The organism is Staphylococcus sp. NWU MK-U1, from assembly GCF_033283505.1.
GTDB classification, from domain to species: Bacteria; Bacillota; Bacilli; order Staphylococcales; family Staphylococcaceae; genus Staphylococcus; species Staphylococcus haemolyticus.
In genome coordinates this window covers 50,153-73,882 of record NZ_JAVSMG010000005.1, presented here as the reverse complement: position 1 = coordinate 73,882, position 23,730 = coordinate 50,153, and the positions used below count along the sequence as shown (strand labels likewise).

General features: G+C 32.7%; 27 protein-coding genes and 2 pseudogenes. 20 read left to right on the top strand and 9 right to left on the bottom strand.

The annotated features are described in order from the left end of the window. The first annotated feature begins 6 nt into the window (after window positions 1-6). The 5 genes from SBL16_RS08475 to SBL16_RS08455 all read left to right on the top strand — a co-directional run bounded on the left by SBL16_RS08475 (window position 7) and on the right by SBL16_RS08455 (window position 2,992). Window positions 7-456 (top strand): molybdenum cofactor biosynthesis protein MoaE, encoded by a 450-nt coding sequence (locus SBL16_RS08475; RefSeq protein WP_107611829.1) that lies wholly within the window; start codon window positions 7-9, stop codon window positions 454-456. A 1-nt stretch (window position 457) separates the two neighbouring features. Next, complete coding sequence (gene moaD / locus SBL16_RS08470) at window positions 458-691, top strand: molybdopterin converting factor subunit 1 (protein ID WP_037535979.1); 234 nt, start codon at window positions 458-460, stop codon at window positions 689-691. Between the two features lie 6 nt (window positions 692-697). Next, window positions 698-1,303, top strand: coding sequence for a molybdenum cofactor guanylyltransferase MobA (gene mobA, locus SBL16_RS08465; RefSeq protein ID WP_037535981.1), 606 nt, complete (start codon window positions 698-700; stop codon window positions 1,301-1,303). Between the two features lie 13 nt (window positions 1,304-1,316). After that, the gene (gene moaA, locus SBL16_RS08460; protein WP_053016652.1) at window positions 1,317-2,339 is read left to right on the top strand and encodes a GTP 3',8-cyclase MoaA; all 1,023 of its coding nucleotides are present in this window, start codon (window positions 1,317-1,319) and stop codon (window positions 2,337-2,339) included. Window positions 2,340-2,638: 299 nt separating this feature from the next. Next, on the top strand, window positions 2,639-2,992 hold the full coding sequence (locus SBL16_RS08455) for a SarA family transcriptional regulator (RefSeq protein ID WP_011275108.1): 354 nt from the start codon (window positions 2,639-2,641) through the stop codon (window positions 2,990-2,992). A 55-nt stretch (window positions 2,993-3,047) separates the two neighbouring features. Here the strand turns inward: SBL16_RS08455 and SBL16_RS08450 are convergent, their stop codons facing one another. Both SBL16_RS08450 and SBL16_RS08445 read right to left on the bottom strand, forming a co-directional pair. Beyond that, a complete protein-coding gene (locus SBL16_RS08450) occupies window positions 3,048-4,253 on the bottom strand; it encodes an MFS transporter (RefSeq protein WP_107611828.1) in 1,206 nt (401 codons plus the stop codon). Further along, window positions 4,250-4,687, bottom strand: coding sequence for a MarR family winged helix-turn-helix transcriptional regulator (locus SBL16_RS08445; protein WP_037535988.1), 438 nt, complete (start codon window positions 4,685-4,687; stop codon window positions 4,250-4,252). Before SBL16_RS08445 ends, SBL16_RS08450 begins: the two co-directional genes overlap by 4 nt. Before the next feature lie 176 nt (window positions 4,688-4,863). Here SBL16_RS08445 and SBL16_RS08440 point away from each other — a divergent pair, with 176 nt between their 5' ends. Then, a complete protein-coding gene (locus SBL16_RS08440) occupies window positions 4,864-5,625 on the top strand; it encodes a VOC family protein (protein ID WP_107611827.1) in 762 nt (253 codons plus the stop codon). Here SBL16_RS08440 and SBL16_RS08435 read toward each other — a convergent pair. Then, a complete protein-coding gene (locus SBL16_RS08435) occupies window positions 5,622-5,873 on the bottom strand; it encodes a hypothetical protein (RefSeq protein ID WP_107611826.1) in 252 nt (83 codons plus the stop codon). The genes SBL16_RS08440 and SBL16_RS08435 overlap by 4 nt on opposite strands. A gap of 163 nt (window positions 5,874-6,036) precedes the next feature. Here SBL16_RS08435 and SBL16_RS08430 point away from each other — a divergent pair, with 163 nt between their 5' ends. From SBL16_RS08430 to SBL16_RS08420, 4 genes and pseudogenes are all read left to right on the top strand, one after another. After that, window positions 6,037-7,296, top strand: a complete 1,260-nt coding sequence (locus SBL16_RS08430) for a lipid II:glycine glycyltransferase FemX (protein WP_107611825.1) — start codon at window positions 6,037-6,039, stop codon at window positions 7,294-7,296. Window positions 7,297-7,434: 138 nt separating this feature from the next. Then, a complete protein-coding gene (locus tag SBL16_RS08425; protein WP_107636117.1) occupies window positions 7,435-10,617 on the top strand; it encodes an efflux RND transporter permease subunit in 3,183 nt (1,060 codons plus the stop codon). Between the two features lie 46 nt (window positions 10,618-10,663). Then, window positions 10,664-10,872, top strand: a pseudogene (locus SBL16_RS12210) (hypothetical protein). Window positions 10,873-10,955: 83 nt separating this feature from the next. Further along, window positions 10,956-11,120 (top strand): annotated as a pseudogene (locus SBL16_RS08420) (IS5/IS1182 family transposase); the annotation flags it as partial. Window positions 11,121-11,162: 42 nt separating this feature from the next. On the opposite strand, the gene mspA reads toward SBL16_RS08420, so the two are convergent. Further along, complete coding sequence (gene mspA, locus SBL16_RS08415; RefSeq protein WP_107611823.1) at window positions 11,163-11,480, bottom strand: membrane stabilizing protein MspA; 318 nt, start codon at window positions 11,478-11,480, stop codon at window positions 11,163-11,165. Window positions 11,481-11,625: 145 nt separating this feature from the next. Continuing rightward, a complete protein-coding gene (locus SBL16_RS08410; protein ID WP_011275116.1) occupies window positions 11,626-11,793 on the bottom strand; it encodes an SE1832 family protein in 168 nt (55 codons plus the stop codon). Between the two features lie 139 nt (window positions 11,794-11,932). Here SBL16_RS08410 and SBL16_RS08405 point away from each other — a divergent pair, with 139 nt between their 5' ends. Beyond that, the gene (locus SBL16_RS08405; protein WP_107611822.1) at window positions 11,933-12,841 is read left to right on the top strand and encodes an AEC family transporter; all 909 of its coding nucleotides are present in this window, start codon (window positions 11,933-11,935) and stop codon (window positions 12,839-12,841) included. A 69-nt stretch (window positions 12,842-12,910) separates the two neighbouring features. On the opposite strand, the gene SBL16_RS08400 is transcribed toward SBL16_RS08405, so the two are convergent. The 3 genes from SBL16_RS08400 to SBL16_RS08390 all read right to left on the bottom strand — a co-directional run bounded on the left by SBL16_RS08400 (window position 12,911) and on the right by SBL16_RS08390 (window position 15,638). Beyond that, window positions 12,911-13,702: a glucose 1-dehydrogenase gene (locus SBL16_RS08400; RefSeq protein ID WP_037535999.1), complete on the bottom strand. Its 792-nt coding sequence runs from the start codon at window positions 13,700-13,702 to the stop codon at window positions 12,911-12,913. Window positions 13,703-13,728: 26 nt separating this feature from the next. Further along, on the bottom strand, window positions 13,729-14,592 hold the full coding sequence (locus SBL16_RS08395; protein ID WP_107611821.1) for a GRP family sugar transporter: 864 nt from the start codon (window positions 14,590-14,592) through the stop codon (window positions 13,729-13,731). A 173-nt stretch (window positions 14,593-14,765) separates the two neighbouring features. After that, on the bottom strand, window positions 14,766-15,638 hold the full coding sequence (locus SBL16_RS08390; RefSeq protein WP_107611820.1) for a GNAT family N-acetyltransferase: 873 nt from the start codon (window positions 15,636-15,638) through the stop codon (window positions 14,766-14,768). 148 nt (window positions 15,639-15,786) lie between these two features. Here SBL16_RS08390 and SBL16_RS08385 point away from each other — a divergent pair, with 148 nt between their 5' ends. Then, on the top strand, window positions 15,787-17,922 hold the full coding sequence (locus SBL16_RS08385; protein ID WP_107611819.1) for a DNA topoisomerase III: 2,136 nt from the start codon (window positions 15,787-15,789) through the stop codon (window positions 17,920-17,922). A gap of 113 nt (window positions 17,923-18,035) precedes the next feature. Continuing rightward, window positions 18,036-19,370 (top strand): NCS2 family permease, encoded by a 1,335-nt coding sequence (locus SBL16_RS08380; protein WP_107611818.1) that lies wholly within the window; start codon window positions 18,036-18,038, stop codon window positions 19,368-19,370. A gap of 43 nt (window positions 19,371-19,413) precedes the next feature. Here SBL16_RS08380 and SBL16_RS08375 read toward each other — a convergent pair whose 3' ends face one another. Further along, complete coding sequence (locus tag SBL16_RS08375) at window positions 19,414-19,809, bottom strand: hypothetical protein (RefSeq protein WP_037536006.1); 396 nt, start codon at window positions 19,807-19,809, stop codon at window positions 19,414-19,416. Between the two features lie 377 nt (window positions 19,810-20,186). On the opposite strand from SBL16_RS08375, the gene rpsJ reads away from it, so the two are divergent. The 7 genes from rpsJ to rplV all read left to right on the top strand — a co-directional run bounded on the left by rpsJ (window position 20,187) and on the right by rplV (window position 23,707). Further along, on the top strand, window positions 20,187-20,495 hold the full coding sequence (gene rpsJ / locus SBL16_RS08370; RefSeq protein ID WP_015900978.1) for a 30S ribosomal protein S10: 309 nt from the start codon (window positions 20,187-20,189) through the stop codon (window positions 20,493-20,495). Between the two features lie 27 nt (window positions 20,496-20,522). Continuing rightward, the gene (gene rplC / locus SBL16_RS08365) at window positions 20,523-21,185 is read left to right on the top strand and encodes a 50S ribosomal protein L3 (protein ID WP_037536010.1); all 663 of its coding nucleotides are present in this window, start codon (window positions 20,523-20,525) and stop codon (window positions 21,183-21,185) included. A gap of 26 nt (window positions 21,186-21,211) precedes the next feature. After that, a complete protein-coding gene (gene rplD / locus SBL16_RS08360; protein ID WP_011275126.1) occupies window positions 21,212-21,835 on the top strand; it encodes a 50S ribosomal protein L4 in 624 nt (207 codons plus the stop codon). Continuing rightward, a complete protein-coding gene (rplW, locus tag SBL16_RS08355; protein ID WP_011275127.1) occupies window positions 21,835-22,110 on the top strand; it encodes a 50S ribosomal protein L23 in 276 nt (91 codons plus the stop codon). The genes rplD and rplW overlap by 1 nt, the downstream gene beginning before the upstream one ends. A gap of 39 nt (window positions 22,111-22,149) precedes the next feature. After that, window positions 22,150-22,983, top strand: a complete 834-nt coding sequence (rplB, locus tag SBL16_RS08350) for a 50S ribosomal protein L2 (protein ID WP_011275128.1) — start codon at window positions 22,150-22,152, stop codon at window positions 22,981-22,983. Window positions 22,984-23,047: 64 nt separating this feature from the next. After that, the gene (gene rpsS / locus SBL16_RS08345) at window positions 23,048-23,326 is read left to right on the top strand and encodes a 30S ribosomal protein S19 (RefSeq protein WP_001829710.1); all 279 of its coding nucleotides are present in this window, start codon (window positions 23,048-23,050) and stop codon (window positions 23,324-23,326) included. Window positions 23,327-23,353: 27 nt separating this feature from the next. Further along, window positions 23,354-23,707 carry a 50S ribosomal protein L22 gene (gene rplV, locus SBL16_RS08340; protein ID WP_001829734.1) on the top strand — a complete coding sequence of 118 codons (354 nt, stop codon included), beginning with the start codon at window positions 23,354-23,356 and terminating at the stop codon, window positions 23,705-23,707. Window positions 23,708-23,730: the final 23 nt, after the last annotated feature.

The following is a 23,730-nucleotide window of genomic DNA, read 5'->3' as shown; positions in this document are numbered from 1 at the left end:
CATTAAATGAAACAATTTGAAATCGTTACTGAACCCATCCAAACAGAACAGTATCGAGAATTTACTATAAATGAACACCAAGGTGCTGTAGTTGTATTTACAGGACATGTAAGAGAATGGACTAAAGGTATTAAAACAGAATATTTAGAATACGAAGCATATATACCTATGGCAGAGAAAAAATTAGCACAAATAGGTGATGAAATTGAAGCGCGTTGGCCAGGAACGATTACAACAATTGTTCATCGCATTGGGCCACTTCAAATTTCAGATATAGCGGTGTTAATTGCAGTTTCATCACCCCATCGTAAAGATGCATATAGAGCTAACGAATATGCTATTGAACGTATCAAAGAAGTCGTTCCAATTTGGAAAAAGGAAATTTGGGAAGACGGTGCAGAGTGGCAAGGACATCAAAGAGGTAGCCACGATCTAGCTGCTAAAGGAGAGGACTAACGTGAAGGTATTATACTTCGCTGAAATAAAAGAAATGTTGCAAACTGATAGTGAAACAATTGATATTAATGAATCAATTAACGTTGATGCTTTTAAACAAAATCTGTTTGAGAGACATCCTTCAATTAAATCTAAAAAGTTTCAGGTTGCAGTAAATGAAGAATTTGTACAGGATGAGGATATCATACAACCAACAGACACTGTTGCATTGATTCCTCCAGTAAGTGGAGGTTAACGGGAAATGAAAGCAATTATTTTAGCAGGTGGTCATTCAGAACGTTTTGGTAAGGCAAAGGCATTTGCCGAAATAGATGGACAATTATTTTACCAACGAATTGTTCAAACCTTACAAGAGACTAATATGTTTAATGATATTATTATAAGCACCAATGATCAATTAGCTAATCAATTTAAACATGACAATGTTATTATAGATGACGCTAACAATAAAGATAAAGGGCCACTTGCCGGTATTCATACTGTAATGAAACAATACAACGATGAAGAACTGTTTTTTGTAATATCTGTTGATACCCCTATGGTAACAGGTAAGGCTATTAGTGCTTTATACCAATTTCTAGTATCAAGACTCATAGAAGATCAAATTGATATAGCTGCTTATTCTGAACATGATCGAGTTATACCAACTATAGCCTTTTATCATCCAAATTGTATAAACGTTATGAATGAAGCTTTAGCTTCGAATGACTATAGTCTACGACATGTTTATAATAATGTGACGACGGAATGTTTAGATGTTACTAACATACAATCACCTGAATATTGGTATAAAAATATCAACTATCAAGAAGATTTAGATGACTTGAAACAACAGATAAATCATTAAGGAGGGTCCATTTATGGTTGCACAAATCAAAGATAAATTAGGTCGACCCATTCGCGATTTGCGTATCTCAGTAACAGACCGTTGCAATTTTAGATGTGACTATTGCATGCCTAAAGAAATCTTCGGTGATGACTATGTATTCCTACCTAAAGATGAGTTATTAACGTTTGAAGAAATGGTTAGAATCGCGAAAGTTTATGCAGAACTTGGTGTGAAGAAGTTACGTATAACTGGTGGCGAACCACTACTTAGACGAAATTTATATCAACTTATAGCTGAGTTAAATCAAATTGATGGTATTGAAGATATCGGTATGACCACTAATGGTCTATTATTAAAAAAACACGGACAAAAATTATACGATGCCGGTTTACGTCGCATTAATGTTAGTTTAGATGCCATAGATAATGAAGTGTTCCAAGCGATAAATAATCGCAATATCAAAGCAACTACCATTTTAGATCAAATTGATTACGCCGTTTCTATTGGTTTCCATGTTAAAGTAAACGTTGTAATTCAAAAAGGTATTAATGATGATCAAATTATTCCAATGGTAGATTACTTTAAAGATAAGAATATTGAAATCAGATTTATCGAGTTCATGGATGTAGGTAATGATAATGGCTGGGATTTTAGTAAAGTTGTAACTAAAAATGAGATGCTAGATATGATTGAGTCTCATTTTGATATTGAACCAGTACCCCCCAAATATTTCGGAGAAGTAGCGAAGTACTATAAGCACAAAGATAATGGCGCTCAATTTGGTTTAATTACAAGTGTGTCAGCATCATTTTGTTCTACTTGCACGAGAGCACGATTATCATCTGATGGAAAATTTTATGGATGTTTATTCAGCACTGTTGAGGGCTTTAATATTAAATCATTTATACGATCAGGCGTAACCGATGATGAATTAAGAGAACAACTTATTAGCTTGTGGAATGTTCGAGATGATCGATATTCAGATGAACGTACAGAGCAAACGGTTAAAAATCGACAACGCAAGAAAATTAATATGAACTACATCGGTGGTTAGGTAACATCTCTAGCAATGGTTATGACTATTGCTAGAGTTTTTTATTTTTGGAAAATATATACAATTAATACTTTAAATTTAAAGTAAATCATTATTGAATGTAATACCTATGATTAAAGAATATGATTATCATAATAGCATTGAGTATATGAATAACTGAATTTGTATTAAACATTAATCGGAAAATAAATAAAATTTGTAATAGATTAAATTGTGTATATGTTATATAATTTTATTAAGGAAATTCAATTTATAAAGCTATAACTACATCTTAGAATTTACATTGGAGGGCTTTAATTATGACAACAGAAAAAGTACAACGTTTTATTGCAGCAGAAAGAGAATTAAGCCAGTTGAAACATTGGTTAAAATCATCGTACAAAATTTCAATAGAGGAATTTGTAGTGTTATTTAAAGTTTATGAAGGTAAGAAAATTAGTGGTAAGGAGTTACGAGATACATTACATTTCGAGATGTTGTGGGACACAAGTAAAATTGATGTAATTATACGTAAAATTTATAAGAAAGAACTTATTTCTAAATTACGATCTGAAACTGATGAACGACAAGTATTTTATTTCTTTAATGCAACGCAACAGAAATTACTTGATAAAATGAAATCTGAAATTGAAGCAATTAGTATTGCTAATTAATAGATTATAAAAAGCGCTGGAAAATATTGACATATTTTCTAGCGCTTTCTACATATTAATTTAATTGTGTTTTAACTTTTCGTCCATGAACAATAAAGTAAAGTACGGTGCTAAGTGCAGCGACGATGGCCATAATGACATAAACTTCTGTATAACTAATGAAACCTGTGAATAAGCCTAATAAAGATGGACCAAATCCTATACCTATATCTAGACCAATAAAGTAAGTTGAAGTTGCAATCCCATATTTATTAGTAGGTGATACTTTAATTGCAATAGCCTGCATAGATGATGATAAATTACCATAACCAATACCTAAGAAGACACCAGCTAGTAATAACATCCATCCACTATAACTGAATACTAATACTATAAAAGTAATGATAAGTGCGATAAATGCAGGATAAACGACAACATTTTCTGTACGTGCATCAATCATTTTACCTGCAATTGGACGTGTAATTAAAGAAGCGATCGCGTAACAAATAAAGAAGTAACTAGATGCTTCTAATAAATGACGTTGTTCAGCAAAAAATTTCAAGAAAGTCAGTATTGAAGCATAGTTCAGTGCAATGATCATCATAACTATTGATACTGGTACTGCTTCTTTTGCAATGAAGTTGTGTATATTAAAGCCTGATGCTTTAGCAATTTTAGCATCTGTATTATTATGAACAGCATCAAAATCAATTTTAATAAATAGTGAAATTATTAAACTGATCACACCTAAAACTAAACATATAGCAAATAGTAAATTGATAGAGAATGATTTTAATAATAAGATACCGAAGAATGGGCCTATAGCTGTACCAAGTACTAAACTAAGTGAAAATAGACTAATACCTTCGCTCTTACGCTCAACCGGTGTGACATGTGCTGCAATAGTACCAGTTGCAGTAGTAGCTATAGCAGTCGCAATCCCGTTAATTAGACGTACGAACATTAAGAATGTGATTGATCCAGGGATGAAGTAAAGTAATTGTGTAATCACAAGCAATAATAATCCAGTAATTAATATTTTCTTTGGACCAAATTTATTTACATATTTACCAGTTCCAAATCTACCTATTAAAGAACCAATAATAAATAATCCTACTACTAATCCAGCTAAACTATCTGAGGCGTGATAAGTTGTCTTACTGTAATCAGCGATAATTACTAATAAAAGATACATACACAAATAAACGAAAAAATTGATTGAGAAATTAACTGTAAAACTTTTCGTGAAAATAGGCTGTTTTACACTCGTATTCTGAGTCATTCTGATTCCTCCTCTAAAAATGCATGATGAAGTTTGTTCATTACTGAAATAACATTTTCAAGTTCCACGTCAGATAATCCAGCATTTTCAATAAGCTCACGCTGAACTGGTAATATCTTACGATAAACGTCTTCATATAATGTTTGACCTTTATCAGAGAGACTTAGTAACTTCTCACGCTTATCTTCCTTACTTGGTTCTACAATTAATAACTCTTTATCAGATAACACTTTAATAATTTTACGTGTAGTGGGTTTTTCAATAAAACGACGTTTAGAAATATGAACTAAGGTCGTTGGAGAGGTACTGGCAATATCTCTTAATATCAACCATTGACCAGGATGTAAATCAAATTGGTCCAGTATAGATTGCGTTCGTTTCATATATGGACGGTATAAACCAATGAAACTGTTAAAAAATTCATTTGTTAACATAATATACTCCTTTCAACAAGTTAGCTTTGCTAACTATTTTAAGACAAAAAATATTATATGACGTATTTTAAAAAAATGCAATACTAAATCAATAAGATACGTGAATAAAAGAAGTAATCTTACAAGAAGTTTGATAAGATAGATGCAAGTCGAACAATTAAAGGGGAATACGATCAATGGAACTCAGATTTGACCATATTATTCATTATGTAGACAACCTTAAAAACTTTAAATATCCAGGAGATATTCTGAAAATTAGTTCTGGTGGCAAACATCACAAATTTGGAACATTCAATCGTTTATCATATATTAATGAAAATTACATAGAATTGATAGATGTAGAAGATAAAGAAAAATTAAATAAAGAATCTAAAACAGAAGAAGGTCGTGTTGCTTTTGCGACTAAAATCGTTCAAGACCATTACAAACAAGGGTTTAAAACAATTGCATTAAGAACATCAAATATTGCATTGATAAAAAAATCTTTAGAAGAACGTAACATTGATACGATTGGACCAATAGAAATGCATAGAGAGAATAAAAAAGGTGATAAAGTAAATTGGAAATTACTTTACATTGCAGACCCTGATTACATGGTAAAGCCTCCATTTTTCATAGAATGGGATGAAAGGGAAGAAGTGCACAATCAGAAATTAGACCCGCTTTTCCAAAAACAATTTAAAATCCATAAAATAATTATTGATAGTGAAAAACGCTCTAAAACACTATCTAAATGGAAAAAATGGTTCGATGTGACTATTCTTGAAGAAGGAGAAAATTATACAGATGTACAATTAACGGTAGATCATATTATTTACCGTATTCAAGATGGTAAAACGTCAGGCTATAATACGATTATATTTAAAGATACAGAAACGACTGCACCTTACTCAATTATTACGAAAGGTGCGAAATATCGATTCGAGCCTGAAGGTTAGTATAGATAAATATAAGTACTATGGGCGATAAGTGCCATATGAACGATTGAAAGTATTAGAGATAGTATGCTGAGATATGTAGTCACTTTAGACTTCCTTAAAAGTAAGAAAAAGATAGTTAAGACGAACGACAGTCCAACGAACATTACTCTTAAACTAAAATATGAAACTGTTAAAGGTTGAGTCATAGTGACAACAATAGCTATCGTGTTAAACAAAATAAATAGTATTAATAATAAATATCGCATGTTAAACCTCTTTTTAAAGACTAATTTAAAATTTTAAGTTTTTATAGTATATCAAAAATTTAAAACTAGAAATAATATTTTAATCGCACGGCGAGTTTGTCGACACTCAAAACATGACATTGTATAATTATAATTAATGTAAAGAAAAAGGAGTTTTTATAGCATGGAAAAGATGAATATCACTAACCAAGAGCATGATGCGTTTGTGAAAGCTCATCCTAATGGTGATTTATTACAGTTAACAAAATGGGCAGAAACTAAACGCCTAACAGGATGGTATTCAAAGCGTGTGGCAGTGGGCGAAGATGGTGAGATTAAAGGTGTAGGTCAATTATTATTTAAAAAGATACCTAAACTACCATTCACGCTTTGTTACGTTTCTCGTGGCTTCGTAACGGATTATAGTGATAAAGCTGCATTGGAACAGTTATTAGAAGAAACTAAAAAAGTAGCTAAAGCAGAAAAAGCCTATGCTATTAAAATTGATCCAGATGTAGAAGTAGACAAAGGTATAGATGCACTTAAAAATTTAAATGCGCTAGGTTTTAAACATAAAGGTTTCAAAGAAGGATTGTCTAAAGACTATATTCAACCACGTATGACAATGATTACGCCAATAGATAAATCAGATGAGGAAATATTCCAAAGTTTTGAGCGCCGTAATCGTTCTAAAGTAAGACTCTCATTGAAACGTGGTACTAAAGTTGAACGTTCAAATCGCGATGGACTTAAAAATTTCGCTGAATTAATGAAAATAACAGGAGAACGTGACGGCTTTTTAACACGTGATTTAAGCTATTTCCAAAATATTTATGACTCATTACATGAAGATGGCGATGCTGAATTATTCCTTGTGAAATTAGAACCAAAACCTGTCTTAGATGATATTGATAATGAACTTAAGGAACTTGGAAACGAAAAAACGCAACTTCAAAATAAATATGAGAGAAAGCAAGATAAAAAGACTAAAAATAAATTAAACGATGTCGAATCTAAAATTCAAAAATCTATTGAAAGAAAAGACGACATGACTGACTTATTAGCAAAACATCCTAATGGAATTTATTTATCTGGTGCATTGTTAATGTTTGCAGGATCTAAATCATATTATTTATATGGTGCTTCATCGAATGATTACCGTGACTTCTTGCCTAACCATCATATGCAATATGAGATGATGAAGTTTGCGCGTGAACATGGCGCTAAAACATATGATTTTGGTGGAACTGATAATAACCCAGATAAAGACTCTGAACACTACGGTTTATGGGCATTTAAACGTGTCTGGGGCACTTATTTAAGTGAAAAGGTAGGGGAATTTGACTATGTATTAAATCAACCCCTTTATCAATTAATTGAACAAGTTAAACCACGATTAACAAAAGCTAAAATTAAAATTTCTCGTAAATTAAAAGGCAAATAGTCATTAACGATTAAATTTAAATCTGAACGATTCCACAATAACCATTGTGAAGTTCAGATTTTTTTAGGATAATAGGAATGATTAAAAAATAAAGAAATTATAGCTTTTTAAAAGAAAAAGAATGGGGGAAGTAAATAAGTGATAAAGAAGATGTTAACGTTCTCGTTGGGAAATAAATTCGCAATTTTCTTAATGGTTGTTTTAGTAATATTAGGAGGCATATATTCTAGTGCTAAATTAAAATTAGAATTACTTCCAGATGTTGAAAATCCAGTTATATCTGTACAAACAACAATGCCAGGTGCTACACCTCAAACAACCCAAGATGAGATTAGTTCTAAAATTGATAACCAAGTACGATCTCTAGCATACGTTAAAAGTGTAAAAACACAGTCGATACAAAATGCATCAATTGTAACTGTTGAATATAATAACGGTACAGACATGGATAAAGCTGAAGAAGTATTAAAGAAAGAAATAGATAAATTAGACTTTAAAGATGGGGTTAGTGAGCCAGAATTAACACGAAATTCCATGGATGCTTTCCCAATCGTAGCTTATTCATTTACTAATAAGAATGATGACTTAAAAACCACAACAAAAGAAATTAATGACCAACTTATTCCTAAATTACAAACCGTTGATGGCGTTCAGAATGCTCAACTTAATGGTCAAACAACGAGACAAGTTACATTGAAATTTAAACAAAACAAATTAGATGAAGCGGGACTAACAGCTGATGACGTAGAAAATTACATAAAAACAGCAACTCGAGAAACACCTCTGGGATTGTTTCAATTTGGAAAAAATGAAAAATCCTTAGTAGTGGATGGACAATTTAAATCTGTTAAAGCACTTAAAGATTTAGAAATCCCATTAACAATAAGTGGCCAGAGTCAATCAGGCAGCAATGATGATCAATCAAGTAGTGAGATGAGTAGTACTGGAGATAATGCATCATCTTCAAGTTCTCAATCTCAAATGAGTAATCAATCTCAAGCTTCAAGTGGAGAAATGCCAAGCGTACCATTAAATGAATTAGCAACAATAACTGTAGGAGATGAACGTGAGTCAATTTCTAAGACGAACGGAAAAGATGCAGTTAATGTACAAATTATGAAAGCACAAGATGCTAACACAGTTCAAGTTGCTAAAGAAGCTCAAAAGAAAATTGATGAATTTGTAAAAAATAATGATGACATAAAAGCTACGAAAACCATGGATACTGCTAAACCAATTGAAGATTCATTATATACAATGGTTGAAAAAGCAGCTTTAGGAACGATAGTCGCAATTATAGTTATCTTATTATTCTTGAGAAATATTAGAACAACGGCTATCTCAATTGTTTCCATTCCTCTTTCGATTTTAATAGCACTTATCGCATTAAAATTAAGTGATGTATCGCTAAACATTTTGACATTAGGTGCATTAACAATTGCTATCGGTCGTGTGATAGATGACTCAATTGTTGTTGTAGAGAATATTTATCGAAGATTATCAGATTCTAAAGAAGAATTGTCTGGCAACAATTTAGTCATTAGTGCAACAAGAGAAGTATTTAAACCGATTTTGTCTTCAACAATCGTTACTATAATCGTGTTCTTACCACTAGCATTTGTGTCAGGTTCAGTTGGTGAAATGTTTAGACCTTTCGCATTAGCAATTGCATTTAGTTTATTAGCATCTTTACTTGTATCCATTACTGTGGTGCCAGCATTGGCTTCTACATTTTTTAAAAAAGGTATTAAGTTAAAACGTAATTCACAACATCAGAATGATAGAGGACTAGGTGTTGTAAGCAAGAGTTATCGTAAAATTTTAAATTGGTCATTAAATCATAAATGGATAGTCTTAATTATTAGTGTCGTTATTCTAGTAGGAAGCATTGCGTTAGGTGGTGCAAAATTAGGTACAAGCTATATTTCAACAGGTGATGACAAATTCTTAGCCGTAACCTATACACCTAAACCCGGTGAAACTGAAAAAGCTGTTTTAGATCATGCAAAGCAAGCGCAGAAATATTTACAATCCAAGGATAAAGTAAAAACAGTTCAATATTCAGTGGGAGGTCCTTCACCAGCAGACCCAACTGGTAGTACGAATAGTATGGCTATTATGGTTGAATATGACAAAGATACACCTAACTTTGAAGAAGAGCCTGATAAAGTTATCTCGCATTTATCAAAAATGAATCAACCAGGTGAATGGAAAAATCAAGACATGGGTAATGGTTCTGGTAATGATTCAGTTGAAGTTACAGTCAAAGGGCCATCTACGAATGCAATTAAAGATACAGTTGCTAAAGTAGAGCAAAAGATGAAATCAGTAAACGGAATCACCAATGTAAAATCAGATTTATCGCAAACCTATGATCAATATGAAATTAAAGTAGATCAAAATAAAGCAACAGAGAAAGGTATTTCTGCAGGACAATTAGCATTAAATTTAAATGAGAATTTGCCTGAAAAGACGATTACTACAGTTAAAGAAAATGACAATAAAGTCGATGTCAAAGTAAAACAAAACAAGCAGACGGATTGGTCTCGAAATAAATTAAATAATATGGAATTAAAATCACCAACAGGTGAAACGGTAAAACTTAAAGATATAGCCGAACTAGAACGTACAACTACGCCAAGTAAATTAGTTCAAGAAGATGGTGACTACGCAACAACTGTTTCCGGTAAAATTACTGATTCAGACGTAGGTGGTGTATCTAGTAAGGTAATGAATAAAATCAATAATATAGATAAACCAGACAACGTTAAAGTTAATGTGGGTGGTGCTACTGATGACATTAATCAAGCGATGACGCAACTGGCATTCGCCATGTTAGTCGCTATTGTTATCGTATATTTAGTATTAGTCATCACATTTAAAGGTGGCTTAGCACCTTTCACAATACTATTCTCACTACCATTTACTATTATTGGTGTCGTATTAGCATTATTGATTACAGGTGAAACAATATCTGTTCCAAGTTTAATTGGAATGTTAATGTTAATTGGTATCGTAGTAACCAATGCCATAGTGTTAATTGATCGTGTGATAACAAATGAACATGAAGGTATGTCAATGAAGGAGGCATTGTTAGAAGCGGGAGGCACTCGTATTAGACCAATTCTTATGACTGCCATTGCAACAATTGGTGCATTATTGCCTTTATTATTTGGACAAGATAGCTCAATATTGATTTCAAAAGGTATGGCAGCAACTGTAATCGGAGGATTGATTTCATCTACACTTCTTACATTAATTGTTGTTCCCGTAATTTACGAAATTCTCTTTACACTTAAAGGTAAGTTAACAAGAAAATAAAAAACAAAAGAGGCTGGGACATAATTCCTAGAGAAATAGCCAGTAAATGAGTTTTAACAAATTCATTTACTGGCTTCTTTATTTACAATACTCCGTATTGTTGGCTCGCTTGCCCAACGTGCTTTGCTTGTAGAAACTAATTAACTCAGTTTCTCTGTGTTGGGGCCCTTCTTAGGGGACAGCTTCAGCCTTGTAGTCTTCAGCTTGTCCTGTTCCCTCAAGAGTCTCGCCAAAATACTTTGTATTTATATGTAATTTTACATTGTAATACTTTAAAAAAATAAGGCACTTTCGTATAATTTAATAAACATCACTAAACTAAATTAACGAGGTGCCTTATGTATAAAAATTATAACATGACTCAACTTACTCTACCAATGGAAACTTCAGTTCTTATCCCCACAAATGATATTTCACGACATGTAAATGATATTGTTGAAACAATTCCTGACAATGAATTCGACGAATTCAGACATCACCTTGGTGCAACTTCGTACCATCCTATATAACTATATATTGGCAGTAGTTGACTGAATTATACTAATTTAATACATGATAAAAGTTAAAATAACATAATTGATAAATAATATAACTGATAAAATATTTAAAATTGAAACAGCTTTAGTATCATGTTTCAATTCTTTGAATGCAGTTACTTCAACATTACCAACAAGTAATGCTAAAACAATAAATACCCACCAGTTTTCAGCAGGGAATTGTAGAGTTGTAACTGCTAGTACAAACAGTAATAATACACCCATAATAATGCGTAAAATGCGAGTAATAATCGAATGCATTTTAAAAATGCTTATGTAACTAACGATGAGATATAAAATAGGCAATAATAATAAGTAAAGTTTCACCTGTTGTCTTCCTTTCTATAATGAACCTTAGACAAAATATAATTTTGACACTATATAACAAATTCGAAGTTGCTGACTGAATTACTGAATAGAAATCATACTAGATTTACACAACTTTAATCATCTCATAAGATAGAAAAATTATTTATTTCTGACGTAATTTTGAACGTATCTCAGAGATTTGTAATTCAATATCTTCAAGTTGCTTAACGAGAGGGTCTATATTTTGATTTAAAGATTCCCGTTTCTCGAGGTCATTTTGTAAACGAACATAATCATACTTCAATTCATCTAATTGTGATTCTAAATTCATTAATCTTAAACCCCTTTAATTTCAAAATTTAACAATCACATTGAATTATATCATGAAACAATCCACTTCTAAAAATGAAGTAAATTATGTTAAAGTAATTAACTGTAATAATAACGTTAAAAAGAAGGAAGGAACTATCGTGACAGAGCAGTTTATAATGATTATTCTTTTAATCGCATTAGGTTATTTATTGAAATGGATAAACTTTTTAAAAGCGGCAGATAGTCAGGTATTATCAACATTAGTACTCAATGTCACACTACCTTCTTTAGTCATTGTCAATCTAAATAGTGCAGAATTAGATTTGTCATTTTCGATATTACCTATAATGATGATTGTGTATGGCGTCCTTGCTAAAGTCACTGTATTATGGCTGTTTAATAAGCATAACAATCATATAAAAGGTACAGTTGGAATGATGACTGCATCACTTAATATAGGTTTATTTGCATATCCACTTGTTGATACGATTTGGCCAAAAAATGGAATGATTTATTTTGGAATGGCTGATATAGGTGGGGCAATTATTATGTTTGGAGTAACTTATTTTGTAGGAAGCTATTTCAGTCAAGGTGGAGATCAGTTTGATTTTAAATTTTTAGGCAAAAAATTAATTACTTCTGTGCCCCTTGTCACATATATCGTCATGTTTACTTTAAATATGTTAAATATTCATTTGCCTAAAGTATCAATTGATTTTTTCACTATAATATCTAAAGCGAATATGCCACTATCAATGATACTTTTAGGTGTTATGCTTAATTTTAAAATTGAACGTCATTTCCTACCAATCGCAGTTAAATATTTATTAGCTCATTATGGTTTAGGTTTATTAGCTGGTTTACTCGTTCATTTCTTCTTACCTGTTTCAGATAATATGATTAAAACGACATTACTCATTGCTTGGTTATTACCAGTAGGAGTAGCGATTATTCCGTATTCTATTCAATTTAAATACAAGACATTGCCTTTAGTAGGTATGGTTACTAACATTTCGATTATCTTAAGTATAATCATTTTATATGTTTATCAAGCGATATTTATTTGATTAAATATGAAAAAAGCAAGCAATTCTACTTTAAGGATTGCTTGCTTTTTATTGCATAGTGTTTGAAATTTAACCTTTACCACCCATAAAGGCAGGGTAGTTAGTCATACCACCATCAACGTAAATGGTAGTACCGTGAATATAGTTCGCTAAATCTGAAGCTAAGAATAATGCCACATTAGCTACATCTTGAGCTTCACCAATTTCTTTAGCCGGAATCATTTCCAATGTCTCAGCACGAGTTTCTGGATCAGAGAATTTCTCCTTAGTATGCTCAGTGACTATCGCACCTGGAGAAATGTTGTTTATGCGTATACCATATTGTGCGTATTCCATAGACATTGTTTCCATCATTAACTTTAAGCCACCCTTACTAGCAGCATAATTAACATAATTAGGCCATGGAATCGTATCATGTACACTTGATGTATTGATGATTATTCCTTTTTTATCTTCTTTTAAAAATTGATTAACTGCTTCTCTAGAACCTATGAATGCACCAGTTAAATTAATATCTATCACTTTTTGCCATTCATCAACTGACATTTTATGGGTTGGGATAGGTTTTTCAAATCCTGCATTATTTATCATAATATCTAGCGTGCCAAATTCTTTAACAGCAGATTGAACTAATCGTTTTACATCTTCCTCGACAGCCACATCAGCTTGTACGGCAATTGCTTCACCACCAGCATCGCTAATCATATGCTTAATTTCTTCAATTTCATCTAAATGACGATCAGAGCGATAATTTAAAACCACTTTTGCTTTTGATTTACCAAAATTTTCTGCAAAGGATTTACCAATACCACTCCCAGCACCAGTTATAATTACAACTTTACCTTCTAAATCTGAAAACATTTTGGTTCCTCCTTTGTAATGTTAAATTATTTAAGATTTCCGAGTATAAATGCGGCGATAACGATTAAGATTATACCAGACCAAATTCCAATCATTTGGCGTTTGTCTTTTTTCTCACCTAGTAAGAAAATACCACCTAGAGTAGAAACGATTACGAGTAGTTGTGATAATGAGAAACTTGTTGCAACACCAACTTTAGGTTGTGAATAGAACATAAACAAGTTACCAATCGCCCATACAACACCTGGTATTAAGTTAAGGGCTGTAGATTTAATATTAGTTTCATGTTTCATTGATAACAAGAAGCCACCTATAGCCATACCAATTGATTGGAAGAATAATGCATCAGTACCACTGACACCTAAGATATCGGCTATTACTACATATCCAACATAACCAATTGTTGAAATCACTAATATTAACATTGCTTTCTTAAATTCTGGATCATTCGATTTACCTTCATTTTTACCGCGTAAAGAGGTTAACGCGATACCTGTAACTAATAGAACCATGGCAATAATTCCCATTGTTACTTGAATACCAGTACTCCATTCTCCAAGAAAAATAGCACTAAATAATGTAGTACCAACTAATTGCATACCTGTAGAAATAGGCATTGTTTTAGAAACGCCAATTAAACTAATTGAACGTAATTGGTTACCTTGTCCAAAGGCCCACAAAGCACCTGAAATTAAACCAACAATAATTACTGTTAAATTATCAAATTGTGCTTTACCAATTAAGAGCAATACAATACCAACTATAAGTGCACCCAATGTTGTACCTCTTATTTGGTTGTAAGGTCCGCCCCCAACAAAAACATTAATTAAAACGACACTCCCCCAAAATAGGGCAGGTAATAATGCGATAAGTATATCTATAAATTGCATTATGTAAACACTCTCCTTATTTATTTACTTCAAGTGTTTCCTTCCTATAACACTCGTGAACATTTTATCTGAAAAAAATAACTTTTAAAATGTAAACGCTCATACGTTGAATTAAATAAAAAAAGCATATTAAGATTTAATGTGTAATTATCTTAATATGCTCTAATGGCATGCTAGTAATTCAATTGACTTGGATCAATTTTATATTTAGTATATTCACTTTCAATTTCGAATCCCAATTCATTAAATCGTTCAACTAAAGTGGCGTTTTTACTACTTATTTTAAAATAAACTTTATCAATAGAATAATGCTCAAATGCATAATGAATTGCATATGAAAGTAAGTCAAATGCTATCCCTTTTAGACGATAATCAGTATGTGAACTAAAATATCGTATTTCAGCTAGTGATGATAACGTGTCTATTTGTAAATAAAGGTATCCTTTTAACAAGCCTTCACTAACAAATAAAAATAATCGGTTATGTTCATCTAAAGTATTGACTATTTCTTTAGGAGTTAATGCGTTGTGTCTAAATGTCTGTTCATGTAACTTACTGAAAGCTCTTTGGAACCCTGGCTGATATTCAATGATATTGAAATCTGACTCGGGTTCATTTAATGATTTATAAACATTTAAATAGTAATCTGTGAAGTTATAATTAGCATGAATTAACTTCATTAAAGGTTTTGAATCTTGTGCACAATCATTATAAGAGAAGTTAAAAGTAGCATGAACAGATTGTGATTCCATTAATGCAGAAAATAATGAGATAAAATGATTATCTGTAAGAGTAAAATCTTCACTAACAAATGGTCCAATAACTTTGTATTTATCTTCTTCATATAAAATTCCAGTGATTAATGCGACAATTGAATCATCTTCTATTAAACAGAAAACACCAGTAGTATGGATAGATTCATTTAGTAACTGTTCTACATCACCTTTAGACGTATGAAGTTTATATATATAAGACGCAAGGGTGTCTGATGATGTATTAATAAAAGATATGATTTGGTTCAGGTTGCTTACTTTGACTATGTCCATAGCGTACCTCCATTTCAATATCATTTTGTTAAATTAATTATAAGTTTATTTATTAGTAATTGAAAGTTTAGACTATTGTCTATCGTGTTACAATTGTATTTACATCAAATACATGTATTAAGAGATCTTTTATTGAAAGGAAAGTTCTATGAAATCATTAATTTTGGCAGAGAAACCATCCGTAGCTAGAGATATAGCTGAAGCTATGAACGTAAAGGGAAAACGTAATGGATATATTGAAAACGAAAAGTATGTTGTCACATGGGCATTGGGTCATTTAGTCACTAATGCTCAACCGGAACACTATGATAAAGCGTACAAGGAATGGAAACTTGAAGATTTACCTATCATACCGAAACACATGCAAACAGTAGTTATTGGTAAAACAAGTAAACAATTTAAAACTGTTAAGTCACTGATTTTAGATAAAAAAGTGAAAGAAGTTATTATAGCGACTGATGCTGGAAGAGAAGGGGAACTAGTTGCACGGTTAATATTGGATAAAGTTCATAATAAAAAACCGATTAAGCGCTTGTGGATTAGCTCCGTTACCAAAAAAGCAATTCAAGAGGGATTTAAAAAGCTTAAAGACGGACGTGAATTTCAACATCTTTATGAAGCGGCATTAGCTAGAAATGAAGCGGATTGGATTGTGGGTATCAATGCAACACGTGCATTAACGACGAAATATGATGCTCAATTATCATTGGGTCGAGTTCAAACACCAACAATCCAATTAGTTAATGCTAGGCAACAAGAAATCAATCATTTTAAACCGAAGAAATATTATACACTATCTACTGAAATAGGTGGATTAACTTTCCAATTAAGTACAAAGAAGCAGCACATGACTAAGGAAGACGCAACTCAAATTGCTAATGAAATAGAACATGTAGAAGGTATTGTTGATAATGTTGAAAAGAAAGTTAAAAAAAGTCATCCTAAGCCTCTGTATAACTTAACCGATTTGCAACAAGAGGCATACCAACGATACAAAATGGGGCCTAAGGAAACACTTAATACCATTCAAAATTTATATGAACGCCATAAAGTTCTTACTTACCCACGTACAGATTCTAATTATTTAACAGATGATATGGTGGATACTATTAAAGAACGACTTTATGCTTTATTAGCAACTGACTATAAATCACAAGTCAAATCATTGTTGGGGCAATCTTATTCAAGTAAAATGCGGATCTTTAATAATCATAAAGTATCAGACCATCACGCAATTATTCCAACAGAAGTACGTCCAGATATGCAAAGTTTGAGTAACAGAGAAAGTAAGATATATATGATGGTAGCTGAAAGGTTCCTAGAATCATTAATGGCACCTCATGAATATGAAGCGGTTAGAGTTAATGTTACTGTTGGCCAACATATCTTCGTTTTTAATGAAAAAGTCACACGTCAATTAGGTTATAAAGCACTTAAAACGAACAATGATAATGTGGTAAAGAAAGTTGCTTTTCAAAAAGGGGAAAAGTATCACCTTCAAAGTTTAAAAGTAAATGAACATGAAACGACACCACCTGATTACTTTAACGAAGGTTCATTGCTAAAAGCCATGGAGAACCCTCAAAATTATATACAACTTAAAGATAAGAAACATGCTAACACATTGAGACAAACTGGAGGGATTGGCACAGTTGCTACAAGAGCGGATATAATTGAGAAACTATTTAATCTTAATGCAATCGAATCTAGAGATGGCAAAATCAAAGTAACATCTAAAGGAAAGCAAATTCTGGATTTAGCGCCTCAAGAATTAACATCTCCATTATTAACTGCCGAGTGGGAAGAGAAACTATTATTAATAGAAAAAGGAAGATATAATTCTCGACACTTTATTGACGAAATGAAGGCATTTACTCAATCGATTGTAAATACTATTAAAAGTAGCGAGCAAAAGTATAAGCATGATAATTTAACTACTACTGAATGTCCGACATGTGGAAAATTCATGATTAAAGTTAAAACTAAAAATGGACAAATGTTAGTATGTCAAGATCCTACATGTAAAACTAAAAAGAATGTCCAACGTAAGACAAATGCACGTTGTCCAAATTGTAAGAAGAAAATGACATTGTTTGGACGTGGAAAAGATGCAGTTTATCGATGTGTCTGTGGTCATACTGAAACACAAGAACAGATGGATAAACGATTTAAAAATAAATCCAGTGGCAAAGTATCTAAAAAAGAAATGAAAAAGTATATGAATAATGAAGATTCACTTGAGAATAATCCGTTTAAAGATGCATTAAAAAACTTGAAATTATAGTTTAAAATCGAACTTAATCATATTTGTTGGTAAAAAAGTTCGTTTTTAGTATTGTGTTTTTCGAAAAGTAATATTAAAATATTAAAGTATTTTAATAAAAGGAGTTTAAAACCGTGAAAAAATACTTTCAATTCGACGAGTATGATACTAATTATAAGAAAGAGATAATCGGTGGTATCACAACTTTCTTATCAATGGCATACATTTTAGCTGTAAATCCTCAAGTATTAAGTTTAGCAGGTGTTAAAGGTGTATCAGGTGACATGAAAATGGATCAAGGAGCTATTTTCGTGGCAACTGCTTTAGCAGCGTTTGTTGGTTCTTTATTTATGGGACTTATTGCAAAATATCCAATAGCACTTGCGCCAGGAATGGGACTAAATGCGTTCTTTGCTTTTACAGTAGTTTTAACGATGGGAATTCCTTGGCAAATAGGTTTAACTGGCGTACTTTGTTCAGGTATATTCTTTGCTATACTTACAGCAACCGGTCTTCGAGAGATAATAATCAATGCTATTCCATATCAAATGAAAATGGCTGTATCTGCTGGTATAGGATTATTTATTACCTTTGTTGGTTTACAAAGTGCTGGTATCATTGTGAAAAATGACTCAACATTAGTTACATTAGGACATTTAACAAAAGGTCCAGTTTTATTAGCAATCTTTGGAATTGCGATTACAATTATTTTATATGCTAGAAAAGTACCAGGTTCAATTTTTATAGGTATGATTATAACTGCTATAGTTGGAATGATAACTGGATTAATACATACACCTTCTGACGTAGTTGGTAAAATCCCTAGTATAACACCAACATTCGGTGCAGCATTTGAAGCCTTTAAGGATCCAAGTCAATTATTTACGATTCAATTTTTAATTGTAATTTTAACTTTCTTCTTTATAGATTTCTTTGATACTGCTGGAACATTAGTGGCAGTAGCTACTCAAGCAGGTATTATGAAAGATAACAAGCTTCCTAGAGCAGGTAGAGCTTTATTTGCTGACTCTTTAGCTACTATTGTTGGTGCCATTTTTGGTACAACAACAACTACATCTTATATTGAATCTACTTCTGGTGTAGCTGTGGGTGCGAGAACAGGTTTTGCTAGTATCGTGACAGGGATTTGTTTCCTATTAGCATTATTCTTTAGTCCGTTAATTGAAATTGTTACAAGTGCAGTAACAACACCTGCATTAGTAGTAGTTGGGATTTTAATGGCAGCTAACTTTGCAGAAATAAATTGGAAGAAATTTGAAGTTGCAGTTCCAGCATTTATAACAATTATTATGATGCCACTATCATATTCAATTGCGACTGGTATCGCTTGCGGATTTATATTTTATCCAATAACTATGCTTATCACAAAAAAACACAAAGAAGTACATCCAATTATGTATTTCTTAATGGTACTATTTATTTTATATTTTGTATTTGTACACGGTTAATAAGGAAAAGGACGATGCTCTATTAAGAGACATCGTCCTTTTTTTACCATTTATTTGAATGATCATCTTTGTACTGAGTATAAATGACTTTTGCATCTTTATTACGAATATAGGTAGGTGCGCTCAATACTATAAAAATAAAGAAGACCAGTAAGAAAAATAGCACCCAATGAACAAACATTCCTACAATGGGAATAAATGCAACAAAAGATCCCACAATACCAATTATTGGAATAATTGACATAGGCTTGATTGCATTTTGATTATCAACTAAAAGAATAATTGCTAGTATGAGATATAAAAAAGCATTAATTAACAATGGTTGCCAACCAAAACCTAATATAAAGCTTCCACCTAGAAATGGAATGCCATAGAAAAATTCACATACTAATAAGAAGAAACTTATCAGAGCAAGAGCTACTTTAGTATTTCTTTTCAATATAACTACGCCTCCAACTATTTATTAAACCAAATTTTAAATTCCTACTATTATAATAGTAGAAGCTTAATTTAAGACTTAACTTATATACATTATAAAGTAAAAATAAAAAAAGGGAAAAAATTTACTTAAAATGGTTGATGTACAAAACTATTTAAAGTACAATACTTAGGTATGTGTTAGACAAAGTACAAAAAGTTACAGAAAAACCTTGATTTATCACCGTTTTTCCTGTAACATATCTAATGTTGGACTTGATGAAAGCGATGAAGCGAAAGGTTACTGACACACCCGGCCGCTTTGCCATGGCGTTGTGTGAGATAGTTTTCGTGGAGAAGTCTATCACTTTTAAAGTAGACGAATAAGGAGGGAAAATTATGGCAAAACAAAAAATCAGAATCAGATTAAAAGCTTACGATCACCGTGTGATTGATCAATCAGCAGAGAAAATTGTTGAAACTGCAAAACGTTCTGGTGCAGAAGTTTCTGGACCAATTCCGTTACCAACTGAAAAATCAGTTTATACAATTATCCGTGCGGTGCATAAGTACAAAGATTCACGTGAACAATTCGAACAACGTACTCATAAACGTTTAATCGACATTGTTAACCCAACACCAAAAACAGTTGATGCCCTAATGGGATTAAACTTACCATCTGGTGTAGACATCGAAATTAAATTATAATAGAAAATTTTAGGAGGTGGACTTTCGATGACCAAAGGAATCTTAGGAAGAAAAATTGGGATGACACAAGTATTCGGAGAAAACGGTGAATTAATCCCAGTTACAGTAGTAGAAGCAAGTCAAAACGTAGTATTACAAAAGAAAACTGAAGAAGTAGATGGTTATAACGCTATCCAAGTAGGTTTTGAAGACAAAAAAGCATACAAAAAAGATGCTAAATCTAATAAATATGCTAATAAACCAGCTGAAGGTCACGCTAAGAAAGCGGGCACAGCACCTAAGCGCTTCATTCGTGAATTCAGAAACGTTAATGTTGATGAATACGAAGTAGGTCAAGAAGTCACAGTTGATACTTTTGAAGCTGGAGACATTATTGATGTAACAGGAACTTCAAAAGGTAAAGGTTTCCAAGGTGCTATTAAACGTCATGGCCAAGCTCGTGGACCAATGGCTCACGGTTCTCATTTCCATAGAGCGCCAGGTTCAGTAGGTATGGCTTCAGATGCTTCAAGAGTATTCAAAGGCCAAAAAATGCCTGGACGTATGGGTGGAAATACAGTTACTGTTCAAAACTTAGAAGTAGTTCAAGTTGATACAGAAAACAATGTAATTTTAGTAAAAGGTAACGTACCTGGACCTAAAAAAGGTTTCGTAGAAATCCAAACTTCAATTAAAAAAGGTAATAAATAATAAGTAGCGAAAGGAGGAAAAGCATAATGGCTAATTATGATGTATTAAAAGTAGACGGATCTAAATCAGGTTCTGTTGAATTAAGCGATTCAGTATTCGCTATTGAACCAAACAACAGTGTTCTTTTCGAAGCAATTAACTTACAACGTGCTTCATTACGTCAAGGAACTCACGCAGTTAAAAATCGTTCAGCTGTACGTGGTGGCGGACGTAAACCATGGAGACAAAAAGGTACAGGACGTGCGCGTCAAGGTACAATCCGTGCTCCACAATGGCGTGGTGGTGGTATCGTATTCGGACCAACACCAAGAAGCTATGCATACAAAATGCCTAAGAAAATGCGTCGTTTAGCATTACGTTCTGCATTATCTTTCAAAGTTAAAGAAAACAACTTCACTATCGTTGATAATTTTGGTTTTGAAGCTCCAAAAACAAAAGAATTCAAAAATGTATTAACTACACTTGAACAACCTAAAAAAGTGTTAGTAGTTACTGATAGCGAAGACGTAAACGTTGAATTATCTGCACGTAACATTCCTGGTGTACAAGTAAGTACAGCTCAAGGATTAAACGTTTTAGATATTACTAGCGCTGACAGTGTTATTATTACTGAATCAGCTGCGAAAAAAGTTGAGGAGGTGCTCGGATAATGGAAGCAAGAGATGTTCTTAAGCGCCCCGTAATTACTGAAAAATCTTCTGAAGCAATGGCTGAAGATAAATATACTTTTGACGTAGATACTCGTGCTAATAAAACACAAGTTAAAATTGCAGTTGAAGAAATTTTCGACGTTAAAGTTGCAAATGTAAACATCATCAACTACAAACCTAAGAAAAAACGTATGGGCCGTTACCAAGGCTATACAAACAAAAGAAGAAAAGCAATTGTTACTTTAAAAGAAGGTTCAATTGACTTATTCAACTAAACAATAAAATAAAAGTTACCATTAAGGAGGTAAGCGACAATGGCTCTTAAAAAATATAAGCCAATAACAAATGGTCGTCGTAATATGACTAGTTTAGATTTCGCTGAAATCACGAAATCTACTCCTGAAAAGTCATTATTACAACCGCTACCGAAAAAAGCGGGTCGTAACAACCAAGGTAAATTGACAGTTCGTCATCATGGTGGAGGACATAAACGTCAATACCGCGTTATCGATTTCAAACGTAATAAAGATGGAATCACTGCAAAAGTTGATTCAATCCAATATGATCCAAACCGTTCAGCTAACATTGCTTTATTAGTATATGCTGATGGTGAAAAACGATATATTATTGCTCCAAAAGGATTACAAGTAGGCCAAGTAGTTGAGAGTGGTGCAGATGCTGACATTAAAGTTGGTAACGCATTACCATTACAAAACATTCCAGTTGGTACTGTAATTCATAATATCGAATTAAAACCTGGTAAAGGTGGACAATTAGCTCGTTCAGCGGGTGCAAGTTCACAAGTACTTGGTAAAGAAGGTAAATACGTACTAATCAGATTACGTTCTGGTGAAGTTCGTATGATCTTATCAACTTGCCGTGCTACAATTGGTCAAGTTGGTAACTTACAACATGAATTAGTTAATGTTGGTAAAGCAGGACGTTCTAGATGGAAAGGCATCCGTCCTACAGTTCGTGGTTCAGTAATGAACCCTAACGATCACCCACACGGTGGTGGTGAAGGTCGTGCACCTATCGGTAGACCATCTCCAATGTCACCATGGGGTAAACCAACGCTTGGTAAGAAAACTCGTCGTGGTAAAAAATCATCAGACAAACTTATCGTTCGTGGACGTAAGAAAAAATAATAACAACTTATTTGGGTGTGCGGCTTAATTGCTGCACGCACACAATAAGAAGGGAGGCGCCCAAATGGCTCGTAGTATTAAAAAAGGACCTTTCGTCGATGATCATTTAATGAAAAAAGTAGAAGCTCAAGACGGAAGTGAAAAGAAACAAGTAATCAAAACATGGTCTCGTCGTTCTACAATTTTCCCAAATTTCATCGGTCATACTTTTGCAGTATACGATGGTCGTAAACATGTACCTGTTTATGTAACTGAAGATATGGTAGGTCACAAATTAGGTGAATTTGCTCCAACTCGTACATTTAAAGGACATGCTGCAGACGATAAAAAAACTAGAAGATAATAAATAGAAGTAGAGGAGGAAATCCTAATGGAAGCAAAAGCGGTTGCTAGAACAATCAGAATCGCACCTCGTAAAGTAAGATTAGTTCTTGACTTAATTAGAGGTAAAAATGCTGGAGAAGCTATTGCTATTTTAAAATTAACTAACAAAGCTTCATCACCAGTAATTGAAAAAGTATTAATGTCCGCTTTAGCAAATGCTGAACATAACTATGACATGAACACTGATGAATTAGTTGTTAAAGAAGCATATGCAAATGAAGGACCAACTTTAAAACGTTTCCGTCCACGTGCACAAGGTCGTGCAAGTGCTATCAATAAACGTACAAGCCACATTACAATCGTCGTAAGTGACGGTAAAGAAGAAGCTAAAGAAGCTTAATAACTATTTAAGGAGGGAACACT

Bases quoted from the DNA above. Each gene is read 5' to 3' on its own strand.
- SBL16_RS08395 (WP_107611821.1), bottom strand. From the start codon at position 14,592: ATGCAATTTATAGATATACTTATCGCATTATTACCTGCCCTATTTTGG.
- SBL16_RS08385 (WP_107611819.1), top strand. From the start codon at position 15,787: ATGAAATCATTAATTTTGGCAGAGAAACCATCCGTAGCTAGAGATATA.
- SBL16_RS08430 (WP_107611825.1), top strand. From the start codon at position 6,037: ATGGAAAAGATGAATATCACTAACCAAGAGCATGATGCGTTTGTGAAA.
- mobA (WP_037535981.1), top strand. From the start codon at position 698: ATGAAAGCAATTATTTTAGCAGGTGGTCATTCAGAACGTTTTGGTAAG.
- SBL16_RS08445 (WP_037535988.1), bottom strand. From the start codon at position 4,687: ATGTTAACAAATGAATTTTTTAACAGTTTCATTGGTTTATACCGTCCA.
- SBL16_RS08440 (WP_107611827.1), top strand. From the start codon at position 4,864: ATGGAACTCAGATTTGACCATATTATTCATTATGTAGACAACCTTAAA.
- SBL16_RS08390 (WP_107611820.1), bottom strand. From the start codon at position 15,638: ATGGACATAGTCAAAGTAAGCAACCTGAACCAAATCATATCTTTTATT.
- SBL16_RS08475 (WP_107611829.1), top strand. From the start codon at position 7: ATGAAACAATTTGAAATCGTTACTGAACCCATCCAAACAGAACAGTAT.
- rplW (WP_011275127.1), top strand. From the start codon at position 21,835: ATGGAAGCAAGAGATGTTCTTAAGCGCCCCGTAATTACTGAAAAATCT.
- moaA (WP_053016652.1), top strand. From the start codon at position 1,317: ATGGTTGCACAAATCAAAGATAAATTAGGTCGACCCATTCGCGATTTG.
- SBL16_RS08450 (WP_107611828.1), bottom strand. From the start codon at position 4,253: ATGACTCAGAATACGAGTGTAAAACAGCCTATTTTCACGAAAAGTTTT.
- rplB (WP_011275128.1), top strand. From the start codon at position 22,150: ATGGCTCTTAAAAAATATAAGCCAATAACAAATGGTCGTCGTAATATG.
- SBL16_RS08435 (WP_107611826.1), bottom strand. From the start codon at position 5,873: ATGCGATATTTATTATTAATACTATTTATTTTGTTTAACACGATAGCT.
- rplC (WP_037536010.1), top strand. From the start codon at position 20,523: ATGACCAAAGGAATCTTAGGAAGAAAAATTGGGATGACACAAGTATTC.
- rpsS (WP_001829710.1), top strand. From the start codon at position 23,048: ATGGCTCGTAGTATTAAAAAAGGACCTTTCGTCGATGATCATTTAATG.
- rplV (WP_001829734.1), top strand. From the start codon at position 23,354: ATGGAAGCAAAAGCGGTTGCTAGAACAATCAGAATCGCACCTCGTAAA.
- SBL16_RS08410 (WP_011275116.1), bottom strand. From the start codon at position 11,793: ATGAATTTAGAATCACAATTAGATGAATTGAAGTATGATTATGTTCGT.
- SBL16_RS08400 (WP_037535999.1), bottom strand. From the start codon at position 13,702: ATGTTTTCAGATTTAGAAGGTAAAGTTGTAATTATAACTGGTGCTGGG.
- rpsJ (WP_015900978.1), top strand. From the start codon at position 20,187: ATGGCAAAACAAAAAATCAGAATCAGATTAAAAGCTTACGATCACCGT.
- rplD (WP_011275126.1), top strand. From the start codon at position 21,212: ATGGCTAATTATGATGTATTAAAAGTAGACGGATCTAAATCAGGTTCT.
- SBL16_RS08455 (WP_011275108.1), top strand. From the start codon at position 2,639: ATGACAACAGAAAAAGTACAACGTTTTATTGCAGCAGAAAGAGAATTA.